At 56.2% G+C, this 17,908-nt stretch carries 20 protein-coding genes and 1 tRNA gene; 6 read left to right on the top strand and 15 right to left on the bottom strand.

Going from position 1 to position 17,908, the window contains the following annotated elements; all coding sequences use genetic code 11:
• Window positions 1-5: 5 nt before the first annotated feature.
• Window positions 6-263 carry a mycoredoxin gene (locus ACXM2N_RS03620; protein WP_458490106.1) on the top strand — a complete coding sequence of 86 codons (258 nt, stop codon included), beginning with the start codon at window positions 6-8 and terminating at the stop codon, window positions 261-263.
• 257 nt (window positions 264-520) lie between these two features.
• On the opposite strand, the gene ACXM2N_RS03615 is transcribed toward ACXM2N_RS03620, so the two are convergent.
• Window positions 521-793 (bottom strand): hypothetical protein, encoded by a 273-nt coding sequence (locus tag ACXM2N_RS03615; RefSeq protein WP_458490104.1) that lies wholly within the window; start codon window positions 791-793, stop codon window positions 521-523.
• Between the two features lie 296 nt (window positions 794-1,089).
• Window positions 1,090-1,365 (bottom strand): hypothetical protein, encoded by a 276-nt coding sequence (locus ACXM2N_RS03610; RefSeq protein ID WP_458490102.1) that lies wholly within the window; start codon window positions 1,363-1,365, stop codon window positions 1,090-1,092.
• A 316-nt stretch (window positions 1,366-1,681) separates the two neighbouring features.
• Here ACXM2N_RS03610 and ACXM2N_RS03605 point away from each other — a divergent pair.
• The 5 genes from ACXM2N_RS03605 (at window position 1,682) to ACXM2N_RS03585 (ending at window position 3,864) form a co-directional block, all read left to right on the top strand.
• Window positions 1,682-1,754 (top strand) — tRNA-Arg (locus ACXM2N_RS03605).
• A 266-nt stretch (window positions 1,755-2,020) separates the two neighbouring features.
• Window positions 2,021-2,485: a hypothetical protein gene (locus ACXM2N_RS03600; protein WP_458490100.1), complete on the top strand. Its 465-nt coding sequence runs from the start codon at window positions 2,021-2,023 to the stop codon at window positions 2,483-2,485.
• The gene (locus ACXM2N_RS03595) at window positions 2,485-2,976 is read left to right on the top strand and encodes a hypothetical protein (RefSeq protein ID WP_458490098.1); all 492 of its coding nucleotides are present in this window, start codon (window positions 2,485-2,487) and stop codon (window positions 2,974-2,976) included. Before ACXM2N_RS03600 ends, ACXM2N_RS03595 begins: the two co-directional genes overlap by 1 nt.
• A gap of 282 nt (window positions 2,977-3,258) precedes the next feature.
• Window positions 3,259-3,498: a hypothetical protein gene (locus ACXM2N_RS03590; protein ID WP_458490096.1), complete on the top strand. Its 240-nt coding sequence runs from the start codon at window positions 3,259-3,261 to the stop codon at window positions 3,496-3,498.
• Window positions 3,499-3,504: 6 nt separating this feature from the next.
• The gene (locus tag ACXM2N_RS03585) at window positions 3,505-3,864 is read left to right on the top strand and encodes a hypothetical protein (protein ID WP_458490094.1); all 360 of its coding nucleotides are present in this window, start codon (window positions 3,505-3,507) and stop codon (window positions 3,862-3,864) included.
• A gap of 47 nt (window positions 3,865-3,911) precedes the next feature.
• Here the strand turns inward: ACXM2N_RS03585 and ACXM2N_RS03580 are convergent, their stop codons facing one another.
• The 13 genes from ACXM2N_RS03580 to ACXM2N_RS03520 all read right to left on the bottom strand — a co-directional run bounded on the left by ACXM2N_RS03580 (window position 3,912) and on the right by ACXM2N_RS03520 (window position 17,890).
• Window positions 3,912-4,274 carry a hypothetical protein gene (locus ACXM2N_RS03580; protein WP_458490092.1) on the bottom strand — a complete coding sequence of 121 codons (363 nt, stop codon included), beginning with the start codon at window positions 4,272-4,274 and terminating at the stop codon, window positions 3,912-3,914.
• Entirely contained in the window at window positions 4,235-4,690 is a 456-nt protein-coding gene (locus ACXM2N_RS03575; RefSeq protein WP_458490090.1) for a hypothetical protein, read from the bottom strand. The genes ACXM2N_RS03580 and ACXM2N_RS03575 overlap by 40 nt, the downstream gene beginning before the upstream one ends.
• A gap of 4 nt (window positions 4,691-4,694) precedes the next feature.
• On the bottom strand, window positions 4,695-4,937 hold the full coding sequence (locus ACXM2N_RS03570) for a holin (protein ID WP_458490088.1): 243 nt from the start codon (window positions 4,935-4,937) through the stop codon (window positions 4,695-4,697).
• Window positions 4,938-6,296, bottom strand: a complete 1,359-nt coding sequence (locus tag ACXM2N_RS03565; RefSeq protein WP_458490086.1) for a C39 family peptidase — start codon at window positions 6,294-6,296, stop codon at window positions 4,938-4,940.
• A 67-nt stretch (window positions 6,297-6,363) separates the two neighbouring features.
• Window positions 6,364-7,509, bottom strand: coding sequence for a hypothetical protein (locus tag ACXM2N_RS03560; RefSeq protein WP_458490084.1), 1,146 nt, complete (start codon window positions 7,507-7,509; stop codon window positions 6,364-6,366).
• A 3-nt stretch (window positions 7,510-7,512) separates the two neighbouring features.
• Window positions 7,513-8,733, bottom strand: a complete 1,221-nt coding sequence (locus tag ACXM2N_RS03555) for a hypothetical protein (RefSeq protein ID WP_458490082.1) — start codon at window positions 8,731-8,733, stop codon at window positions 7,513-7,515.
• 4 nt (window positions 8,734-8,737) lie between these two features.
• The gene (locus ACXM2N_RS03550; RefSeq protein WP_458490080.1) at window positions 8,738-10,291 is read right to left on the bottom strand and encodes a hypothetical protein; all 1,554 of its coding nucleotides are present in this window, start codon (window positions 10,289-10,291) and stop codon (window positions 8,738-8,740) included.
• A 9-nt stretch (window positions 10,292-10,300) separates the two neighbouring features.
• Entirely contained in the window at window positions 10,301-11,176 is an 876-nt protein-coding gene (locus ACXM2N_RS03545; RefSeq protein ID WP_458490078.1) for a hypothetical protein, read from the bottom strand.
• A 98-nt stretch (window positions 11,177-11,274) separates the two neighbouring features.
• On the bottom strand, window positions 11,275-12,015 hold the full coding sequence (locus ACXM2N_RS03540; RefSeq protein WP_458490076.1) for a hypothetical protein: 741 nt from the start codon (window positions 12,013-12,015) through the stop codon (window positions 11,275-11,277).
• A 3-nt stretch (window positions 12,016-12,018) separates the two neighbouring features.
• Entirely contained in the window at window positions 12,019-16,461 is a 4,443-nt protein-coding gene (locus ACXM2N_RS03535; RefSeq protein ID WP_458490074.1) for a tape measure protein, read from the bottom strand.
• Between the two features lie 16 nt (window positions 16,462-16,477).
• Window positions 16,478-16,873 carry a hypothetical protein gene (locus ACXM2N_RS03530; protein ID WP_458490072.1) on the bottom strand — a complete coding sequence of 132 codons (396 nt, stop codon included), beginning with the start codon at window positions 16,871-16,873 and terminating at the stop codon, window positions 16,478-16,480.
• A 38-nt stretch (window positions 16,874-16,911) separates the two neighbouring features.
• Window positions 16,912-17,178: a hypothetical protein gene (locus tag ACXM2N_RS03525; RefSeq protein WP_458490070.1), complete on the bottom strand. Its 267-nt coding sequence runs from the start codon at window positions 17,176-17,178 to the stop codon at window positions 16,912-16,914.
• Between the two features lie 94 nt (window positions 17,179-17,272).
• Window positions 17,273-17,890 carry a hypothetical protein gene (locus ACXM2N_RS03520; protein ID WP_458490068.1) on the bottom strand — a complete coding sequence of 206 codons (618 nt, stop codon included), beginning with the start codon at window positions 17,888-17,890 and terminating at the stop codon, window positions 17,273-17,275.
• Window positions 17,891-17,908: the final 18 nt, after the last annotated feature.

Here is a 17,908-nt window from a genome sequence, read left to right as displayed (position 1 = left end):
GCACCATGAGTAAACAACACGTGACTATTTACGCTGCTGACTGGTGCCCTTTCTGCCAGCGACTCACCGCCGCGCTAGATCGTACCAACACTGACTACGCCCTCGTTGATGTCGAGACCGACAAGGAAGCTAGCGAGTGGGTCAAGTCCGTTAACGGCGGCAACCGAGTAGTGCCAACCGTGAAGTACTCCGACGGCACCACCGCCACCAATCCTGATGCCGCGGAGGTTCGCTTGAAGCTTCAGGAGCTCACCAAGAGCTAAAGCTCACGAACAACTGCTCTTGCCGGCTACCGTGGGAGATTGTAGCGGCGCTGGACCTACTTGGCCATCATCCGTCTTTAACCTACTTCCCGGTTAGCCCAAGGCACCCATTGCTCCGATACGCAGCTTTCGCAACCGCATAACTGCTCCCAGCTACCCGTAGCTACTCTGACGAGCAATACATCTCCTACCCACTGCGTGAAGGAGACACAGATGAAGCCTCGCCGCTCTCGGCGAGGCTTCACGGGTTCTTAGCATTACTCTTCATCGTCGCCGTAAAGTTCTATACGCGCATGATCGGAGAGGTTGTCCAAGCTGTGGTAACCCGCAGAGTTTTCCTGATGTAGATAGCGCTCACACGCTACGGCCATCTGCTTAGAGTCAAACTTGTTCATCCTGAGAAGCTCAACGGTAGAACCGTCCTCCTTCAGTTCGCTGATCACGAGGATGTGCTGATCATCAAGTTTTTCAATCTCAGCAACAATCGCCTTACGGTCAACACAGTGGAAAATTGGGTGTAGCTCAGACATGGGATTCATCTCCTTATGGTCTAGGTCTAGCGGTTTACAGAAATTCGTGGGCTGTAATACTTCGACCGCTCCCCTAAATAAGGAATTAAGGCACACAGTAAGCGGTCTGCATTACTTTTCGGATTGATATGGCGGATTACTCGCCGTCCCGTTACCACTATTTTAAAGGTTATGACCACTTGGTGTGACCGTTTTGACAAAAATTCATCAGACGTCCGACCTTGCTAGTCGACCAAAAAAATAAGCCCCAGAATCTAAGCGATTCTGGAGCTCAAATAACTGCGAGGGACTAGGGCTTAGTCCTCATCCTCGTCATACAGCTCAACACGGTCCTTCTCGGTCAGAAGGGTGTTCACGTTAGAGTAATCGATGGAGTTCTGCTGGTGCATGTAGCGGTCACATGCTGCAGAAAGCTGCTTAGCGTCAAACTTGTTGAGCTTCAAAATCTGCTCAGTGGAGCCATCTTCCTTCAGGACGCTCAGTACCAGAAGGTTCTGCTCACCTTCCTTAACTACCTCAGCAATGATTGCCTGGCGCTCTACGTCATTAAAAATTGGGTGAAGTTCTGCCATGCGATGACTCCTCATCATTAGTAAATGCGAGAATTAACGCCCACTGACGCCCATTCTCAAAATAAAGTTCAGCTCCAGCATTCCTACTGGTCAGATCCAACGTACGAAGCTTAGACGTTTTAGACCTATCAATTAATCATAAGCTTCTTGCACACGACAGTCGAGCTTTTACACCGTTTTGTCTCCTTGCTCACTTAAGACGTCAAACGTCCGATATCCCCTTTCATCGTCCTTGGTTAGCACTTAGCACTCCCCGTGCGGTACGCTATCTATCGCAATTAAAGCTTTCCACTCTGATGGAAACCACCCATTGCCTGCCCTAGTAGCTCAGTGGATAGAGCACGGCTCTCCTAAAGCCGGTGTCGGAGGTTCGATTCCTCTCTGGGGCGCTTTTTGTTTCACCCCGCTACCAGTGTTTTTGCTGGTGGTGGGGTGTTTTTCATTTTTGGGTATACGGTGGTTTAAGGCGGTATAAGGCGGTTTACTGTCGTGCGTGTCGTGGAATTGTCGTGGAATTTTGGTGGAGTGAGGTCTAGAAGGGTGCTCGGATGAGGTGGGTACCCCCGCTAAAAATGTTAGATACTAAACTTGCGTTACTACTAACGCTGCGTTAGTATTAAATCATCAAAGGGAAACACCACCAAGGAGATCAAAAATGACCACCGCCACCACCGCCCAAATCAACTACATCAACGCCCTCCGCACCGAATGGAACGGCACCACCATCACCGAGGAAACGATCAACAAAAACGCCACAATCCTCGCCCCATACGCATTCCAAGTAGAGCTCCACACCGCAGGCGTGCAGGCGCTCAGCAACCTCCCAGAGGACGACAAGGCAGCTAGGCGCGCAGCTCGCACGGAAGCACGCAAGGCATTCAAGACCGACGAGAATCGCGCAGCGGTAAACGCAAAAGCCCTGCAGGTAGTACAGGACGCAGCAGACAAGCTCAACTTCGCCCTCACTACAGACGTCACCGCACTGACCAAGGAGCAGGCTTCTGAGGTTATCAGCACCCTCAAAGCTCCAGCTGATCTTTTGGCTGGCAATTTCGAGCAGATCGCGGGGCTTGTCGCGGAGCCTGCTTATCGTGCAGCCACCGGTCAGGAGCTTCACTAATGACCAATGTGAAGTTTTTGCCAGACACCGCAGACCGAGACGAGATCGAGCCTGCGGTACGCGCAGCGCTCAAGGCCAACCACAAGCATGCGATAGCCCAGCTCAGCGGGATAGACATCACGCTAGACCACTGCGCATACTCTGATGGGACGCCCGTGCTGGATAAGCCTCTTACGGGCTCGCTGGGGACTGTCACGCTCACCCGCGCAGACGGTGAGACGATTGAGCTTCCAGTTGATGGCATGACCTGGGAGTCATTGGCGGACGAGGTTGAGGGTCTGCTCGATGGCTGGGACGGGGCTGTGATGGAGGCCCTGTCTAGCGCCTACGCTGCTATGCGCAAGATTGAGAAGCTGCAGGGCGAGATCATGCTTTTGGAACGCGATCGAAATAAGGCGATCAAGAGGGCGCGAGCATTAGGGGTTAGCCAGTATTCAGTGGCGAAGCAGCTGGGTAAGCCCCAGCCGACTATCGCCCGGTGGAGTAAATAAAAAAGAACCCCAGTATCACTACTGGGGTTTTGCCCTGCTTACGCGGGGATAATTGCAGTCAATCGCAACAAGACCGGCTCATCCCTGCTTGCGCGGGGAATGCTTTTAGCATAGTGGGTGATTGGGTGGGTTGTGGTCACCGGTTTCTTTTTGTGGCCTGTTTCACATGGTTTTAGTGCTTTACCCACTTGCGCAATGTCATAACTTACGGCATAATAAGGGTATCGGCAAAGAACACAAGAGTTCTTGGAAGAGGCCGCAAACACCGGAAAGAGTCCGAAAATGCAGTACACCATCGCTAACGCAACCACCGCCAACCCAACCAACTTCACCGCAGATGTCATCGTGGACGAAACATTCACGTACCGCCTGATCTCCATGGTTAACAACGGTGTTAACACCCTGCGCCTGCGAGACATCAACACCCGCGAGATCATCGCAGAGACCAGCAGTGTCAAAGGCCACTTCTTCAGCAACGACGAGCGCTGGGCATGGGTAGGCCAGATCATCAAGGAACAGTAAAGAAGAATGAACTCTGCTGAGTTTCACATCAAACGCCACGCCCTTGGCCTTAGCGCTCAGGACGTGGCCGATGTTTTCGAAGTGAACATCCGCACCGTCCAGCGGTGGGAAACCACCCACACCCCACCTTTGGATGTGGCCACTTGGCTGGATGAGCGCTGGGAGACCATGTGCGAGCGTGTCGATCAGGTCATGCAGATCGCGGAATCCGGTGAGGAAGTCACACTGCTTCGCTACCGCAGGGACTCATCTGCACTCACACGCCAGCACATGAGTGTGGGTGAGCACGACGCCCTGCTAGGCCACATGATCATGCTGCTGACCATGTCGGATTACGATTTCACGATCGAGGACATTGAGGCATGAAAAAAGCGCCCCACCGGCGCATAAGGCCAGTGGGGCATATCTTTTTGTTAATCAACGTTGTTTAGTAGTTCGCGCCATTCGCGGGTGTCGGGTGCAGCGGGGTGTGGTGTGTCGCGTGCGCCTTGCATCCATTCGACGGCGTCGCCGATCCACTCCAGTGCGCCGGAGAGGGCGCGGTGGAAACGGCTGTTGTGGGCTTGGGTTCTGCGGAGTTCCGCGCGGACTTCGTCCAGCTTTTTCTCCAGCTTGCCTTGCCGCTCCTCGAGTTGATCCACGCGCTGCGAGTATTGCTCAAGCAGTGCTGTGGTGCGCTGTGAAACACCTTCTGAGAGTTTGCCCATTAGGCCAATCAGGCCGGTGCCTAGGCCTGCTATGGCTGCGATGATGCCGACGATGACTTCTGTGGCCACGGCTCACCTCCCCCGTCTCTACCTGCGATAACGGCGGAGAAACCAGCAGCGACGAGCAGCGCGAGGTAGTTTTTGCCTGATACCCATCCCCTGTCACCGTAGCCCATATAGGCTTCTGTCCACATGGTCAGCAAGCCTGCGATCAACGCCAGCCCGCTTACCCGCAGGATTCTTGCGGTACGGCGTAGGCGCGGTGACGCGGTGGGTGGGAAAACCGCACCCAACGTGAGGAGCACACCTGCGGTTGCCCATGCCTGCCACAGGCTTACCGGCAGGATAGTGCGCGGTACTTCCAGCTGCTCAGGGCGAGCACCCATGTAGGCCATGGACGTTAGGCCAGCGTACACGGCCCATATCATGGCAACAGCACGCGGTTTCCACACCCGCAATCTGGCACCCCATGAATCAATACCCACAGGGCTACCCCTCCGCCCGGCGCTCACCCACATAGTCCACGACCGAGGCAGTAGCGGGATCACCGGTCGCGCCGGAAGCAATCGACGTCAGCACACTCATGATGGTAGCCGTCAATGCGATACCCAAAGCGCCTACCCAGTCCACGTCCCACACCGGTACGCCCACAACGAGCACCGCCAATAGTGCCTGCGCGAAAGTCTTAATAGCGCGCTCGGCCGTGTCAATCCAAAAAGTTGATGTGCTCATCTATTTACCGCCTTTCCGGTCTGCCTCGATGGCGTCCTCGATGACCTTGTCCGGGTCCAGACCCACCTTCTCCGCAATGGCGGCAATGAGCACTGATGCCTTCCACATGCTCGCGTCGAGCAATGCGTAAATCTGGTCGGTGGTAAAGGATTTGGACGGATTAATGAGCGACTTGATGCGCTTGGTAAGCGTAGGCATGGGAGCCTCCTTCTTCTTGTGTGTTGGTGCAGGCTTAGCCGTGGCGTAGGCGTAGCCCTTCGGTGGAATAAGTGTGGCGAGCTGGTCGAAGCTAATCCAGCCGCCATAGGGGTAGAAACCGCTGTCGGCAATCCACACAGCTCGGTCGCCCGTGCGATAGCCCATCACGGAGATGTAGTGGTAGACCGTGCCGCCGCCGTAGCGGAAATTGACTGTGGACGGCGCGACCGCCTTCGGATAGTTTCCAGGCGGCGCAACGATATTCACCACCACACCGAAGCCCGCATTAATCGACCCGGTAATGTCGCGCCACAGTTGTTCTTTCTGTGCAGGCGTTGCCGGGTCGCGTGGCAGGTCACGGTGGGCGTACTTTGCCTGCGGCAAGTATTGGTTGAGCACTGCGGGGAACTGGCCGATGTAGTTGGTTCCGTTGACCGTGGTGCCGAGCTTGCGGGCTAGTTCCAGCTCCGTGACGAGCTTTCCCGTGGCCGCGCGGATGACGGTCTGAGTCGATGCTGGCCCACAGTTGTAGTAAGTGTCCTGCCTGACTTGGTCACGCGTGTAGTTAAGGACTTTTTCCATAGTGTTTGCCTCCTTGTCTGGTAGTAGGCGCGTTCCGAGCTTCAGGGCACGGTTGTAGCGCGCACGGCGGTCCGCCAAGCCATTGAGGCCGCCGTTAATCATTCGGGTGCAAGATTCCATATCGCCGCGTGCCGCGGCGGCCAGCCAGCCAGGGCGGGCGGCGGTGAGATACCACGCAGGACCAACCCAGCAGTAAGCGTCAGCGCCGAGTGCGGTGGGGTTATCCACGAAGAACGTCGGCGTGGGGACCAGGCCGCGGGCGTGTGCCCACGCTGAGACTGCCGTGTGATTGTGGCGTCCGGTGACCTGTATCCAGCCGTGTCCTTTGAATCGCACACCATCACCGGCGTAGACGTTGCCGAGATCTTTGCGCCATTCGTAGGCTGCACCGCTGGCGATTTCTTCCTGATACATAAGCCCTACGGATTCATGCCCTAACTGTGCTGCCAGCATGGCGGCCTGCTGCACAGTCTTAATGCCGAGGAATCGTTGCAGTTTCGTGTAGCTCGGCAGAAGTTGGGCGTACCGTTCGCGACTGAGAGACCAGCCCATGGCTTCACCGAGGGTGCTTACATCCATAACGAAGCCCCCCCCTTTCATGACGAAACCCCGCCCTTGTGAAGGGACGGGGTTGTTGGTTTTTGTGTTATTCGGCCGGTGTTGATCCGTAGACGTGGGCGAGAATCATGCCACCCGGCTTACCTGGCTTCGCTTCAACGTAAATATCAGTTGAGGTGTAGTAGGCTTTGAATCCACCTTCACCTATCCCTTCAAGAGCATAAGTCGCGCCATTTACCGATGGCACAGCCTTATCCGCTGTGGTATCGCCCAATACGGAGCTGTAATCGCCATAGGTGGTAGGCATACCAGGCTGCGGAACAGCATCATGGCTATATACATCACCATCACCACCTTCACCAATCGTGAGCTGCTGGCCAAGCGTAAAAACAGGAAGCCGATAGATCGTGCCGTAGTCGCCGCTCCTTGTCTCGGTACCTCCACCGCCTTCGCCGCCACCAATAAGCCACGCTTCAAACCGGCCCATAGGAAACAACACATCGACAGGGCCAGATTCAACGTACTCGTGCCAGATCACCGTATCGGCACCAATACGATTAACAATGCCCGGAAAGTTTGTCGCGTCTTTATCGAAAAGCCAATACGAATGCCACCCCCATGCGTGCACATTCTCACTCCACGCCGCCGACGCATCACCAAGGTCATCATCAGGAAACACGTCCTCGGAAAGATTAAACGCGCCGCCGTTGGTCTCGGCATGAGACAAAACACCATCAATCATGACCGTAAGACGGTAGCCATACCAATCAACACCAAAAGACGCGGACACGAGATGCTGGCCGCCAGGCCACGGAGCGTCCCACGACAAAGGATACTTACCCCTCGTGCCTGTGGACTCGACATGGATAGTGTCGCTAGTGGTTGTGAGCCTTAGTACGGTGCGTCCTGATTGTGTGACGGTGAAACTCGCATTATTTTCCATCACAACATGGAACTGGTTTTCCCTAGCGTTGTAGCTGTTGTAGGCTTCTGTGTTCGAATCCGCGAGCCTGTAGGTGCCAGGCCCATCCACCAATTCAAAATGGAACATAGGGCCAGCGAAATAAGGATTATCGAAATAGCTTCGGGCGTGGGCCTGTAGCCATTCAAAGGCAGGCCAGAATTTTTCTTCAACGCCTGTATGGAAAGCCTGCCAAATAATATTATTCCGATACCACACGCGCTGTATCTGCTGAGTGCCGAGCGTGATGTTTTTTACTTCTGAAAGTTTCACCGGCTACACCTCGAAATAAATCGTGTCAGGGTCACTGCCAGTGCCTTTGGCGAATTTTAGCCCGCCGAGGATAGCATCTAGCCCTTCTATCTGTGCGGTGGTGTGCGTGTGAGACGCCGGTGCTTTACCAGCCAGTGCCTCATCCAGCCCACTAATCTGCCCAGTGGAGTGCGTGTGATCACCAGCAGCAGCGGTAGTTGCTGTTGTGCCCAAAACAAGCGACGAGGTGCCCGCGCCGATCACCGCGCGCGCCTCATCCGCAGACCCAGCAGACAACACCTGCCGACCAAGCTCACTGGCGTCACTGATCTCACCAGTTGTATGCGTGTGCTTAGCAGCTGCTTTGCCCGCGATCTGAGTGATCATCGCAGAAGCCGCGTCATCATGAGCCTCAAGGGTGTCCGCAATCTCCTTGAGCGTGTCGTAGGCTTCCGGTGCGCCCTCCAAAAGCTCATTAACCTTGTCGGCAATGGCTTTAGTGGAAGCGTCAGCAGCAGCCGACGCGGCAGCGTCAGCCGACGTGGCAGCAGCCTGTGCACTAGCGTCAGCTTCCTGTGCAGAAACCCCAGCAGCGGTGGCATGTTCACCGGCTAGCGTTGCGGAATCCGCAGCAGCTTGCGCGCTCGCAGACGCAGAATCAGAAGCAGCGTCAGCGGTGGTGGCGTGCTCACCAGCAAGTGCAGCAGAACCAGCAGCAGCCTGCTCGGACGCACTAGCAGCAGACGCACTCGCCCCAGCAGCACTCGCATGCTCACCAGCCACGGTGGCAGACTCCGCTGCAGCGTCAGCAGAAGAAGCAGCATCAGCAGCCAAGCCAGTTAGCTGCTCCCCCACCTCCGCAGACACAGAATCCACAGCCGACGCCTCAGCCCTCATATCCGCCAGCGTTTGCGCAATGTCCTCACGCAGCGCGTCCAGAGCGGATTGCGTAGCGCCATCAACGCCCTGACCAGCGCGCACAGCGTCACCCAGTGATTGCGTGTCACCGGCCACCACCAGTGGAATTGTTTTCGCGGGCACCCCGCCCGCGTAGGCCAGCACCAGTACCGCAACACCGGGGGCGCATTCAAACTCCACCTGTCCCTGCTGCACCAGCACCGGCGCTAGATCATCCACGATCACACCAGCACCATCCGCGCGTGTCTCCACCGCGCGCACCCACGCCTGATTCACCAGCGCAGGCTGGTTTGTGACAAGGCGTAAATCTCCTGAAACTTTTGTCATTTATCTAGCTTCCTTCCTCAGCTGGCTGAATCCACGACATGTGAACCTCACTGGAGCGCAGGCGACGCTGTGAGGCTTCCTCGCCCTCTGTGAGGTAGTGGAAAGTGACCACGTCACCTTTAGCGAGACTGATACCGCTCTTCTCCATCACCATTTGCCGGTGTCCATTGCCCAAAGGCCCCAAAGGGCCAATTTTTGACGACTCGTAGTAATACCGGGTAACCCCGTTGACCTGCACCTCAATGCGATACCGGGTGCCACGATCAGCAGCGTCCAACCAGACCACATAGGACAAATACAGATCCTCAATGGTGGTTTCGGCCACGAAATCAAACTCCGCCAAGTGCAACAAGGCACCACGGTCAGCATCCACCATGCCACCAGCCCGCGTCAGTGTTTTCTGCTCCCCCTCAGACATCAGATAAAACGCGGCCTCCGCGTAATCGTAGGTTCGTGAGCCATCCGCCTGCGGAACCGGTCGCGTCTTATAAACCGGATACCAATCTCTGATCTCAATTTCGCCACCTTCATTAGAATCAGTGCGCTTCGTGGCCTTAGACCCAAACGTGATCACAGTGCCAGTCCACTCCCCCAGCGCAGTAATCGTTTCCCCATCCACAGACCAACGAGGGTCTGAAGACGTCACGGGGCGCAGCAGCTCACGCGACTGGGAGCGCTGCAACTCACCAACCAGCGCCCTGATCTGCTCACGATCCTCAGACGCCGTCTCATTGATCTCCGCCTGCAGGGCGTTGATCTCATCCTGCTGCTCCCAAAGCCGCGTGTTCAGCGCGATGTAGTTCGGTAGCAAACCTTCCAGAGCAGGTAAACCCTGCCCCTCCAGATCATCAGTCAACTGCTCCAGCTGCTCAAACACGGTCGCGGTGGTCGCATCAGGCCCTGACAGCGATTCCGTAAGCCTACGTGCGTCCTCCACAGCCGTATCAGCCGTAGCCTGCGCCACCCGCGCAGCAGTACGAACCTCAGCCAACTCACGACGCTCCGCCTCCATGTCACGCGTCAAAGCACGAATCTGCGTCTCACGCGCGACAGAATCAGCAACCAGCTCACCACCAACCAGCACATTCCAATCCACAACACGCCCCTGCTCCACAACGTCCTCAATGGAACGCACCGGAGCAACCAAGGTCTTACCCCACTTCAACAACGGGACAAGATCACCCACATCAAAATCCGTGCGAGGACGCAAACCCCCAAGACCCTCACGACTAATCGACGCCTCCGGAAAAGCATCACCCTCAGTGCGAGCCGCTGCATCGTCCAATACGTCCTCAACATCCGAGAACCCCGAATAGGCGATAATCTCACCCGCCGTGGAATACTCAGCCGCCTCAATACTCACATCGGCTCGCACAAACCGGCGACCCATACGCCCCGGCTCATTACGCAGCTTCGCCGCGTAACCAAAATCGCGCTCATCATCCAAGGTGGGACGCTGATCCTCCGGCACAGACTCTGGCCACGCCACGTCCCACTTGCCATAAGCAAAAGCAGCTAACGACCGCAGAACAGTCAAATCGCCAGCATCAGCAATCAAGGGGTACACCTACACCTCCCGCATCTCAAACACGCGCACAACCTGCACAGGGTGCGAAAACTCCCGCTCCGCAAAAGTTTCTGGATCGCGGCCCGTGCGTACACGAACCGGCGCGTCACCCGGCCACCACAATCCAACCTCAATATCAAGACCGGCCGACCGGCAGGCTTCGCCAATCGTGTCCATGATCGGGTCATCGTTCACGCGAATCAACACTCGCTTCGACGCGTCATTCTCGACTGGGTACTCCACCACCGCGTGCGGGTCATCCACCCACCCGTACAGGTCATTGACCGCGTCGAACGAGTCCTGAATTAAACGGCGAACCACCGTAACTGCCTGACCATCCGCTGTGTAACCCAGCGCTTTAGTAGCAAACGGTAACTGCGCCAGTACCCGTGGCTGCGCGTATTCATCACCGGCAGCGTCCGTCGTCCACTCGCTAAACTCAGCATCCACCCACTCAACAGGAATTGATGGGCACGGCCACCACGACAAACCATCAACCAAATCAATCGCATGCACCGTCAGCGAGGATGGCCCAGCCGTTCCAGACGCAACACTATGCGTAATCGTCGCAACTCTGCGCTCACCCTCACGCACCAAACAAAGCAACCTGGTCGCACCAGCCGCAGGGACAAGACGGCCCTCATCATCCTGCACACCCAGCCCCACGCCGATCAGGTCATCCATCACCCGATCACCCGCCTGCACGGCAAGCACAACCTCCACCGAAGAAGCCGAAAGGCGCTGCTCCGGAAAATTCACCGAAACAACGCCACCCAGCTCATACATTGGTAGCCCGTTCTCGTCGAGAATTCCGAGCCACTGCCCTTCATCCCGCACGACTTGATCAATGTGGGCACGCCACTGTACTAAATCCATGATCTCCCTCCTCAAGGCCAAAAATCCCCCAAAAAATAAAGTGTTTTTCTACATCCTCAAGGGGTAAATACATAGGGCCTTTTCGTCACTGTTACGCATTAACTCGCCCACGGATTCAGCACACCTACGCGCGTGACTAGGCGCGCCCCATCGGGAACAACAAAGGTGCGTGTCTCACCCACCGGCACCATCTCAGACACCACCTCATCCACACGCAGTCGGTTTCCATGAGAATCACGTGCTACACCGGATGCGGAGCGCGCCAACGGCAGAACATGCTCTGTTTCTACTGCAGGTAGCGTAAACGACGCCCCACTGGGTAACACGACCACTCCACCGGCACCAGACCCAGACCACGTGATCTCTGGCCATACAGGAACATCACCAAAATTAGCGACCTCCACTGTCCCTTCACTACTCACAGGGCATTCCCACACGCCCGCGTCAGCGATCACAGAGACCGTAATTCTCGCCCCCGCCTGCGGAACCACCGTAGGGAACGGCAGTGGCATGGCGAGCTTCACACGAAGCTCAAACCCCACACCACCCACATTAAGGACTAAGGCACCTGGGATTGTGGTCGAAAAATCCCTCACCAACCCCGCCCACTGATCGCGACTAAACACCACCACAGTGAACGTTCCCTCAAGTCGGTGGATAACCCGATCACGCAGATCAATCCGCGCACCGGGCTCCCCCACAACCTGAATCGGGGTGTCCTCAAAAGTCCCCACCAGCCCCTCAATGGTGTCCAACTCTATGAACGGTTGGCCGTCACTGCCAGTAAGGAACTCGTACGCCACACCACTAGGCGCGACGTACTTCATCGAATACTCCATGAGCTACCTCCTACCTGCGACAACAGCAGCCGCATCCGGCTTAGGATTCTCAATTTTTTCAACACGAATACCCAACTGCTCCAATGCGACAGCCAAATCATCCGTGCTCACCGTGCTACCGGTGATCTGCACCACCTTGGCGCCCTGCTCCTGCGCCTCAGCAAGGCGCAACAGTGCAGCACGAACATCCTCATTACTGGTCTCCCAGTACTTCGCCATCGTCTCGTAAGACGCCTGTTCGGACTCAAGAGCCTTAATCTGTGCTTCCAACGGCGAAGACTGACGCAAGTACTCAACCTCAGCCAGACCCTTCTGAATATCACGCTGACGCTCGGCCTGCGTAGCCTCAATATCAATCAGCTGATTCTCGAAATCCATCTGGTCGAGTGCGCGCGCAGCGTCACCCAAAGCAGAGTTGGACACCAGCTGGCTCACCTTGTCACCAGCACCAAAGAACCCCATCCAACCAGCACGGCTGACCAAATCATCCACCTGGGTCTTGACCGACGAATCAAGGGACTTAAATTCGTCCATCGACTCGATACGGGCAAGCTCCGCTTCGATCTGCTCAATACGGCGGTTATTCTGGCCCATCAGACCGTTCTTGCCCCAGTTCGTAGGGTTAATCCACGTCCCGAACTTCGCGTTATCGGCCTTAAGCTCCGCCATTTCAGCAACCAGCGTCGCGTACCGCTCACCCACGGTAGCTTCACCCTCGGACACACCGAATGCCGCGCCGGACGCAACAGCCAACTTTTGTGCTGCCACACCCAGATCAGCGGTCACATCGTTGAGGTTGAAGCTTGCCTGCGCCAGCTTCCACGTCGCTTCCAAATTGTCCAATAAGGCCTGCTTCTCCAGCAGCTTCTGCCCCACCTGAGCAGCCAACAGCTCACTGTAGATTCGGTGAGATTCGTCAGACCACGCGGCCATCTCATCCATGGCCTGCTGATTCGCACCGGCCATAGCCCACCGGAACGCGTCGTAAGCCAATGACAGGTCATCGTAGTGCGCCGCAGCAGCCCGCATGTCAGCCTTACGCTGCGCCTCAAACTCGGCCTGTAACTCGGCAACCTCAACCGCACCCTCAAGCTGCGCAACGATACCGTCTTGCTGAACAATCCGCAGGTCACGGTACGCGTTACTCAGCTCAATCATGGACATAGCCCAGTCAACGCTCAGCGCGTTCACATCATGACGTAAATCCGCGATAGTGGAAGCAAGCTTGCCCATGGATGCGAACGCATCCTCAATGCCAGCCCACGCCTTACCCTGCGCTTCGCCCACAGCGCTAATGCGGCCAATCAACAGATCAACGAGACCAATGATCGTCTCCACCACAGTCAGTGCCATGGCTACCTGTGCTTGGCCAACCGCAGCAGCAGCCGACTTAGCCACACCAGTGGCCTTGGACAATTCCGTCTCCGCAGACTCAATGGCCTGCGCATCGCCCTTAGCTCGCGCGTCAGCCAGGTTCTTCTCTGCTTGCTTCACAGCATCCGCTGCATCCACCTGGCCAATGGCAGCATCTTCCATGCCAGTCCATGCTTCAACGATTGGATTTAGTGTGGCGCCGATCTTCTCCATACCGAGAATCTTGCCCACGCGGTCAGTCAACCCCACACCATCAGCCAAGGACATGGAGGACGCGTAAGCCCGCAGGCTATCGCCCTTAGCAATATCACCCAGCATGGCAGCACCAAAAGCGCCCTTAGCAGCCAGTCCCGCACCGATTTCCGCGCCGACTTTTTGCCACTCAAGACGGGCGGTTAGCCCATCAATCGCGCGGGCTTGCTTCACCAGCGCAGATGGAAGCTTCTCAAACGCGGCAGTCTGTGATGGTGACAAAACCCGCTCCGGAGATAGCGTGTTTTTCGCGAACACGCCCTTTCCGGACAACATGCCGCCTTGATCGAAGCTACCGAAAAGACGTTCCCACTCTGCAAGCTTCTTATCTCGCTGCGACTGGGAATCCCACGCCGACGCGAGGCTATTCGCTTCACCCCAGTCAATCTGGTACGTCGTGCCACTCTCGCCTTGAACCGTTACGCCCTTGGCGGAGGTGGATATTACGTCACCGGCAGTGATGTCATCAGCCTGACCGCCACGCAGATTAATGAAATACCGGTCAGTGTATTGCGAGTGTCGTGCACCGGCAGCCCCACCGCCGATCTGGCCATTACCACGGCCGCCACCCATCTCAAGATGGGTAGCCTTGCCGTTCGCGTCATACAACGTACCGGAAGTGTGTCCTCCGAAATTTCCTCCGTTGAAGAAGCCGACCTCAAACGCATTCTTCCCCGAGGAGGTGCCACGACTAAAGCCCATCTGGGACAGAACTTGCCCCTCGTTCATTGTGGCGAACTTCCGGCCAGCCAACGCCATACCCACAGCAAAAGCAGCAAGGCCGCTCATCGCACCAGAGCAATCGCCCCAGTTGCCCAGCAGTCCACCGCCCCACACATAAGGCGCGCCCTCCAACGAACGCGGAGCCTTCTTCCCGTCCACGTTCATGCCACGCGCAAAATCAAGAAACTGCTTAGCGGAAACGACACCACCGCCAGCGTAGCGCGGTAAGCCAAGATCGCCCTGCTTGCCGTTGACACGGCCACCATTAATCGCACGCAACAGTGGCAGGTGCTTCTTCGTCGCCTCACGATTGACGATAAACTCGCCCGGCTCCACACGCGCAATTGGGATACCCTTGCCATTCAACCCCAGAATTGGGTCACGCTCGGAATCACTGATACCCGGAATTCGTGGCAGCACACCACCACGCGCAAACGCCGGAATAACCCCACCAAAATGCAAGTCTGGGACAAAACGCTCAAGATTGTCAGGCACAACAGCGCGCACAGCGTCCGCAATCGCACCAGCCATCGAACGAACACCATTAGCCAAACCACGAATGATGTTCGCACCCGCGTCCACAAGCCACGAACCAGCGCCTGCGAATGCTTCCCTAATCCTGCCGGGTATCTGGGTGATACCTGTGATTACGCGAGAAGCAGCGTTCACCGCAGCATTTTTGAATCCCTCAAAAACACCCTTAACAACCTCAATGGCGTTGCTAATGTTCGCTCTCCACTCCACGAACTTGACTACCATTTCAGCAATCTTGGTCTTCACCCACGCAACCGTGTTAGACCACGCGTCCCCTAAGAACTGCGTGAACCGCGCCCACAATTGGCGCCCCGTCTCAGTCTGGGTAAAGAAATACACCAAAGCGCCCGTAATCAATGCGATGGCCGCAATTACCGGGTGTTTCGTAAGAACATCTAGGCCTTTACCAAAATTCTCGACCGCGCCCTTACCCATCTCCATCGCGTCCGACACCATGTCAGTGCCGTTCTCAACCAAGTACAAAGCGCCCACCGCAGACCCAATGCCCGCAACCAAAGGCCCCAGCCACTCCGAGTTGTTAGAGACCCACTCGCCCATCGTGATGAGACCATCAACAAACCCCATGATCCCGTCAACGACCTGCGGAATAATGTTCTCCGCAAAGTCCTGCATACGCGGCGCCAACCACTCCGCGAATTGTGTGATAACCGGCTCAAGCTTCGTACCTAGCTCATCAAACGCCCCACCTACAGCGGCGAACACAGCCGGCGCGTTAGCAAATACAGGCTCGAGTAGCTTCTCGCCAAAGCGCCCCATCGCCGCGCTCATGTTGGCTAACGAGCCTTGGAACGTGTCGCCGGAGGCTAGCGCCTGCCCACCGATATAGGTTTCCATCGACGTGGCAAAGTCCTCAAAGCTAATTTTGCCTTGAGACGCCATTTTCTGGACTTCCTCCGTCGACACACCCAAGTGATCCGACAATGCAGCAATAGCCGGAATCGAATTATCGCGCATCTGCGCCAGCGTTTCGCCCGTGACCTTGCCCATGGACATGGCTTCGGTAAAGACTGGCCCAAGCTCGCCAAAGCCCCTACCGGCAAAAGCCGCAGAATCACCAACAAGCTTCAGCGTTCGCTGCAGTTCGTCACCAGGCTTCGCACCAGCAGCCAACGCCATAGCAGCCACATCAGCAGCATCAGCTGTGGAAAACGCCGTGCCTTTCACCGACGCAGTGACATCAGACATGATGCTTTCAATTTCCTGCGCCGATTTACCTAAGCCACGGAACTTTGCTTCAGCTTGGTCAATGGCCTGCAGGCGCCCAAAGCCTTTTACTAGCGCCGTGCCGAAAGCGCCGGCAACAGCAGTACCAGCACCGATAGCACCAGCTTTAAGGCCTTTGCTAAGGCCACCCATGAGCTTATCTGCTAAGGAGCCACCACCAAACGACTTTTCAGCAGACTTCCCCATAGCCGTGCCAAGATCACTACCAGCCTTCGCACCAACCTTGTCCAGACCACGCAGAGCTTGAGTGATGTCGCCCTGCATATCCTTCGTGGTTGGCACAATACTGATATAAGCGGTACCCAAATCGACAGCCATGGCAAATCCTTCCTATCTACGCCCACCCAAGATCGCGGGCGATCTCCGCCGTGGAACGAATCTGGCCAGTAAACCGGCCACTCTTATTACGGTCGTTCAAATCCTCCGCCGGTGAATCACCCGCAACGTCAGGCACAGTCGTGGCAGTTGGAGCAGGCTTATTGGCGAAGCGAGACACCAACGGCGGTTTCTCCGCCCCTTTAGACCCAGTCAGTTGGTAACGCAGCATTGCCAGCTGGTCAGCCACCAACGCCAGCAGATCAGTATCCAACGTCCACCCAGCGTCATCGCCCAGCAGTTCACGCTGCAACGCAGAATCCGCAGGCAGGGTGGACACAAACGCGACTAAATCCCCCAGCGAATAATCTGGGTTACCTGCACCAAACCAGCGAAGCCGCATCCCGGCGCGCATCAAATCCCCCTCCAACGCGCGCCGCTGCGTGGTATCGTCTAGGACTCCGCAGAGCCACTGGATTCCCCCAAATCCACACCAGACGCTTTCTGCCACTCCGTGAACATCGCGCCAACCTCTTCGCCGGTCATATCATCAATCGCAGCCAACGCGCGTTTATCAGCCACCAGCTCCAGCAGCATGAACATCTGCTCAGAATCAGACTCTTTACGTAACTTGCGGATGACACCAAACTTCAAGTTGGACATCAACGGCAGCTCAAATTTCTTACCACCGTGCTCAAAATGAAACTTTTCCAAAGCCATGGGAGACCTTTCTGTAATTATCGAAAAAAATTTTGGGGAGACTTCAGGCGGCCCACGCGGCGTCTCCCAGTACCGCGCGGGCCATCACCTTTAATTAGGCAGCTTCAGGATCCTCTGAAGGCGACTCAGCCTCGGCATCAATCTCAAAGAAAGCACGAAGCTTCTTACCTTCAGCATCACCAAAGCACTCAAAATCGACCTGGTACTGAATCAGACCTGCCTTAGTGAACGTGATGTCACCAACGTTCGTGGCCTGCGCATCACCCGCGAATAGGCGTGCCTTCTTGCCCTCACCACCACGCATTTCAAACGCCAGCGATTTATGCGGCAACTCGCCCGCAGCGTCCATCACCTGAATCTTGTTGCCCTCAATCACAACGTTCTCATCGCCGTAAATAGCCTTAAGAACAGTGGCATTCGCAGACTCCAAGAACGTCAGCGACAAAGTAACGTCGTGCTCAGTCTCTACGACGATCACAGTGTCGCGATTCCAGTCACGAATCTTCTCCGTAGTGCGATTAACAGTCTTGGTGATGCCCTCCTCAGAGATGAAGCCAGCAGGCTCCATACCAAGCCCCTCATTCAACGCAGCAGTCGCATCCACCGGATACAACGACGCGTCCTTAACTACTTCACCAATCAGAGCACCACCGGACGCATTGACGTCAGGTGCGCCAACCAGCACGTTCTTACGATTACGAGCGTCAGCCATAATCAAATCTCCTTGCAT

This window comes from Corynebacterium sp. ZY180755, from assembly GCF_054331495.1.
The sequence above is the reverse complement of the archived record's forward strand: the minus strand, read 5'-3'. Positions and strand labels throughout refer to the sequence as shown.

Coding starts and splice junctions, on each gene's coding strand:
- ACXM2N_RS03620 (WP_458490106.1), top strand. CDS start 6: ATGAGTAAACAACACGTGACTATTTACGCTGCTGACTGGTGCCCTTTC.
- ACXM2N_RS03615 (WP_458490104.1), bottom strand. CDS start 793: ATGTCTGAGCTACACCCAATTTTCCACTGTGTTGACCGTAAGGCGATT.
- ACXM2N_RS03610 (WP_458490102.1), bottom strand. CDS start 1,365: ATGGCAGAACTTCACCCAATTTTTAATGACGTAGAGCGCCAGGCAATC.
- ACXM2N_RS03600 (WP_458490100.1), top strand. CDS start 2,021: ATGACCACCGCCACCACCGCCCAAATCAACTACATCAACGCCCTCCGC.
- ACXM2N_RS03595 (WP_458490098.1), top strand. CDS start 2,485: ATGACCAATGTGAAGTTTTTGCCAGACACCGCAGACCGAGACGAGATC.
- ACXM2N_RS03590 (WP_458490096.1), top strand. CDS start 3,259: ATGCAGTACACCATCGCTAACGCAACCACCGCCAACCCAACCAACTTC.
- ACXM2N_RS03585 (WP_458490094.1), top strand. CDS start 3,505: ATGAACTCTGCTGAGTTTCACATCAAACGCCACGCCCTTGGCCTTAGC.
- ACXM2N_RS03570 (WP_458490088.1), bottom strand. CDS start 4,937: ATGAGCACATCAACTTTTTGGATTGACACGGCCGAGCGCGCTATTAAG.
- ACXM2N_RS03565 (WP_458490086.1), bottom strand. CDS start 6,296: ATGGATGTAAGCACCCTCGGTGAAGCCATGGGCTGGTCTCTCAGTCGC.
- ACXM2N_RS03555 (WP_458490082.1), bottom strand. CDS start 8,733: ATGACAAAAGTTTCAGGAGATTTACGCCTTGTCACAAACCAGCCTGCG.
- ACXM2N_RS03545 (WP_458490078.1), bottom strand. CDS start 11,176: ATGGATTTAGTACAGTGGCGTGCCCACATTGATCAAGTCGTGCGGGAT.
- ACXM2N_RS03540 (WP_458490076.1), bottom strand. CDS start 12,015: ATGGAGTATTCGATGAAGTACGTCGCGCCTAGTGGTGTGGCGTACGAG.
- ACXM2N_RS03535 (WP_458490074.1), bottom strand. CDS start 16,461: ATGGCTGTCGATTTGGGTACCGCTTATATCAGTATTGTGCCAACCACG.
- ACXM2N_RS03530 (WP_458490072.1), bottom strand. CDS start 16,873: ATGCGCGCCGGGATGCGGCTTCGCTGGTTTGGTGCAGGTAACCCAGAT.
- ACXM2N_RS03525 (WP_458490070.1), bottom strand. CDS start 17,178: ATGGCTTTGGAAAAGTTTCATTTTGAGCACGGTGGTAAGAAATTTGAG.
- ACXM2N_RS03520 (WP_458490068.1), bottom strand. CDS start 17,890: ATGGCTGACGCTCGTAATCGTAAGAACGTGCTGGTTGGCGCACCTGAC.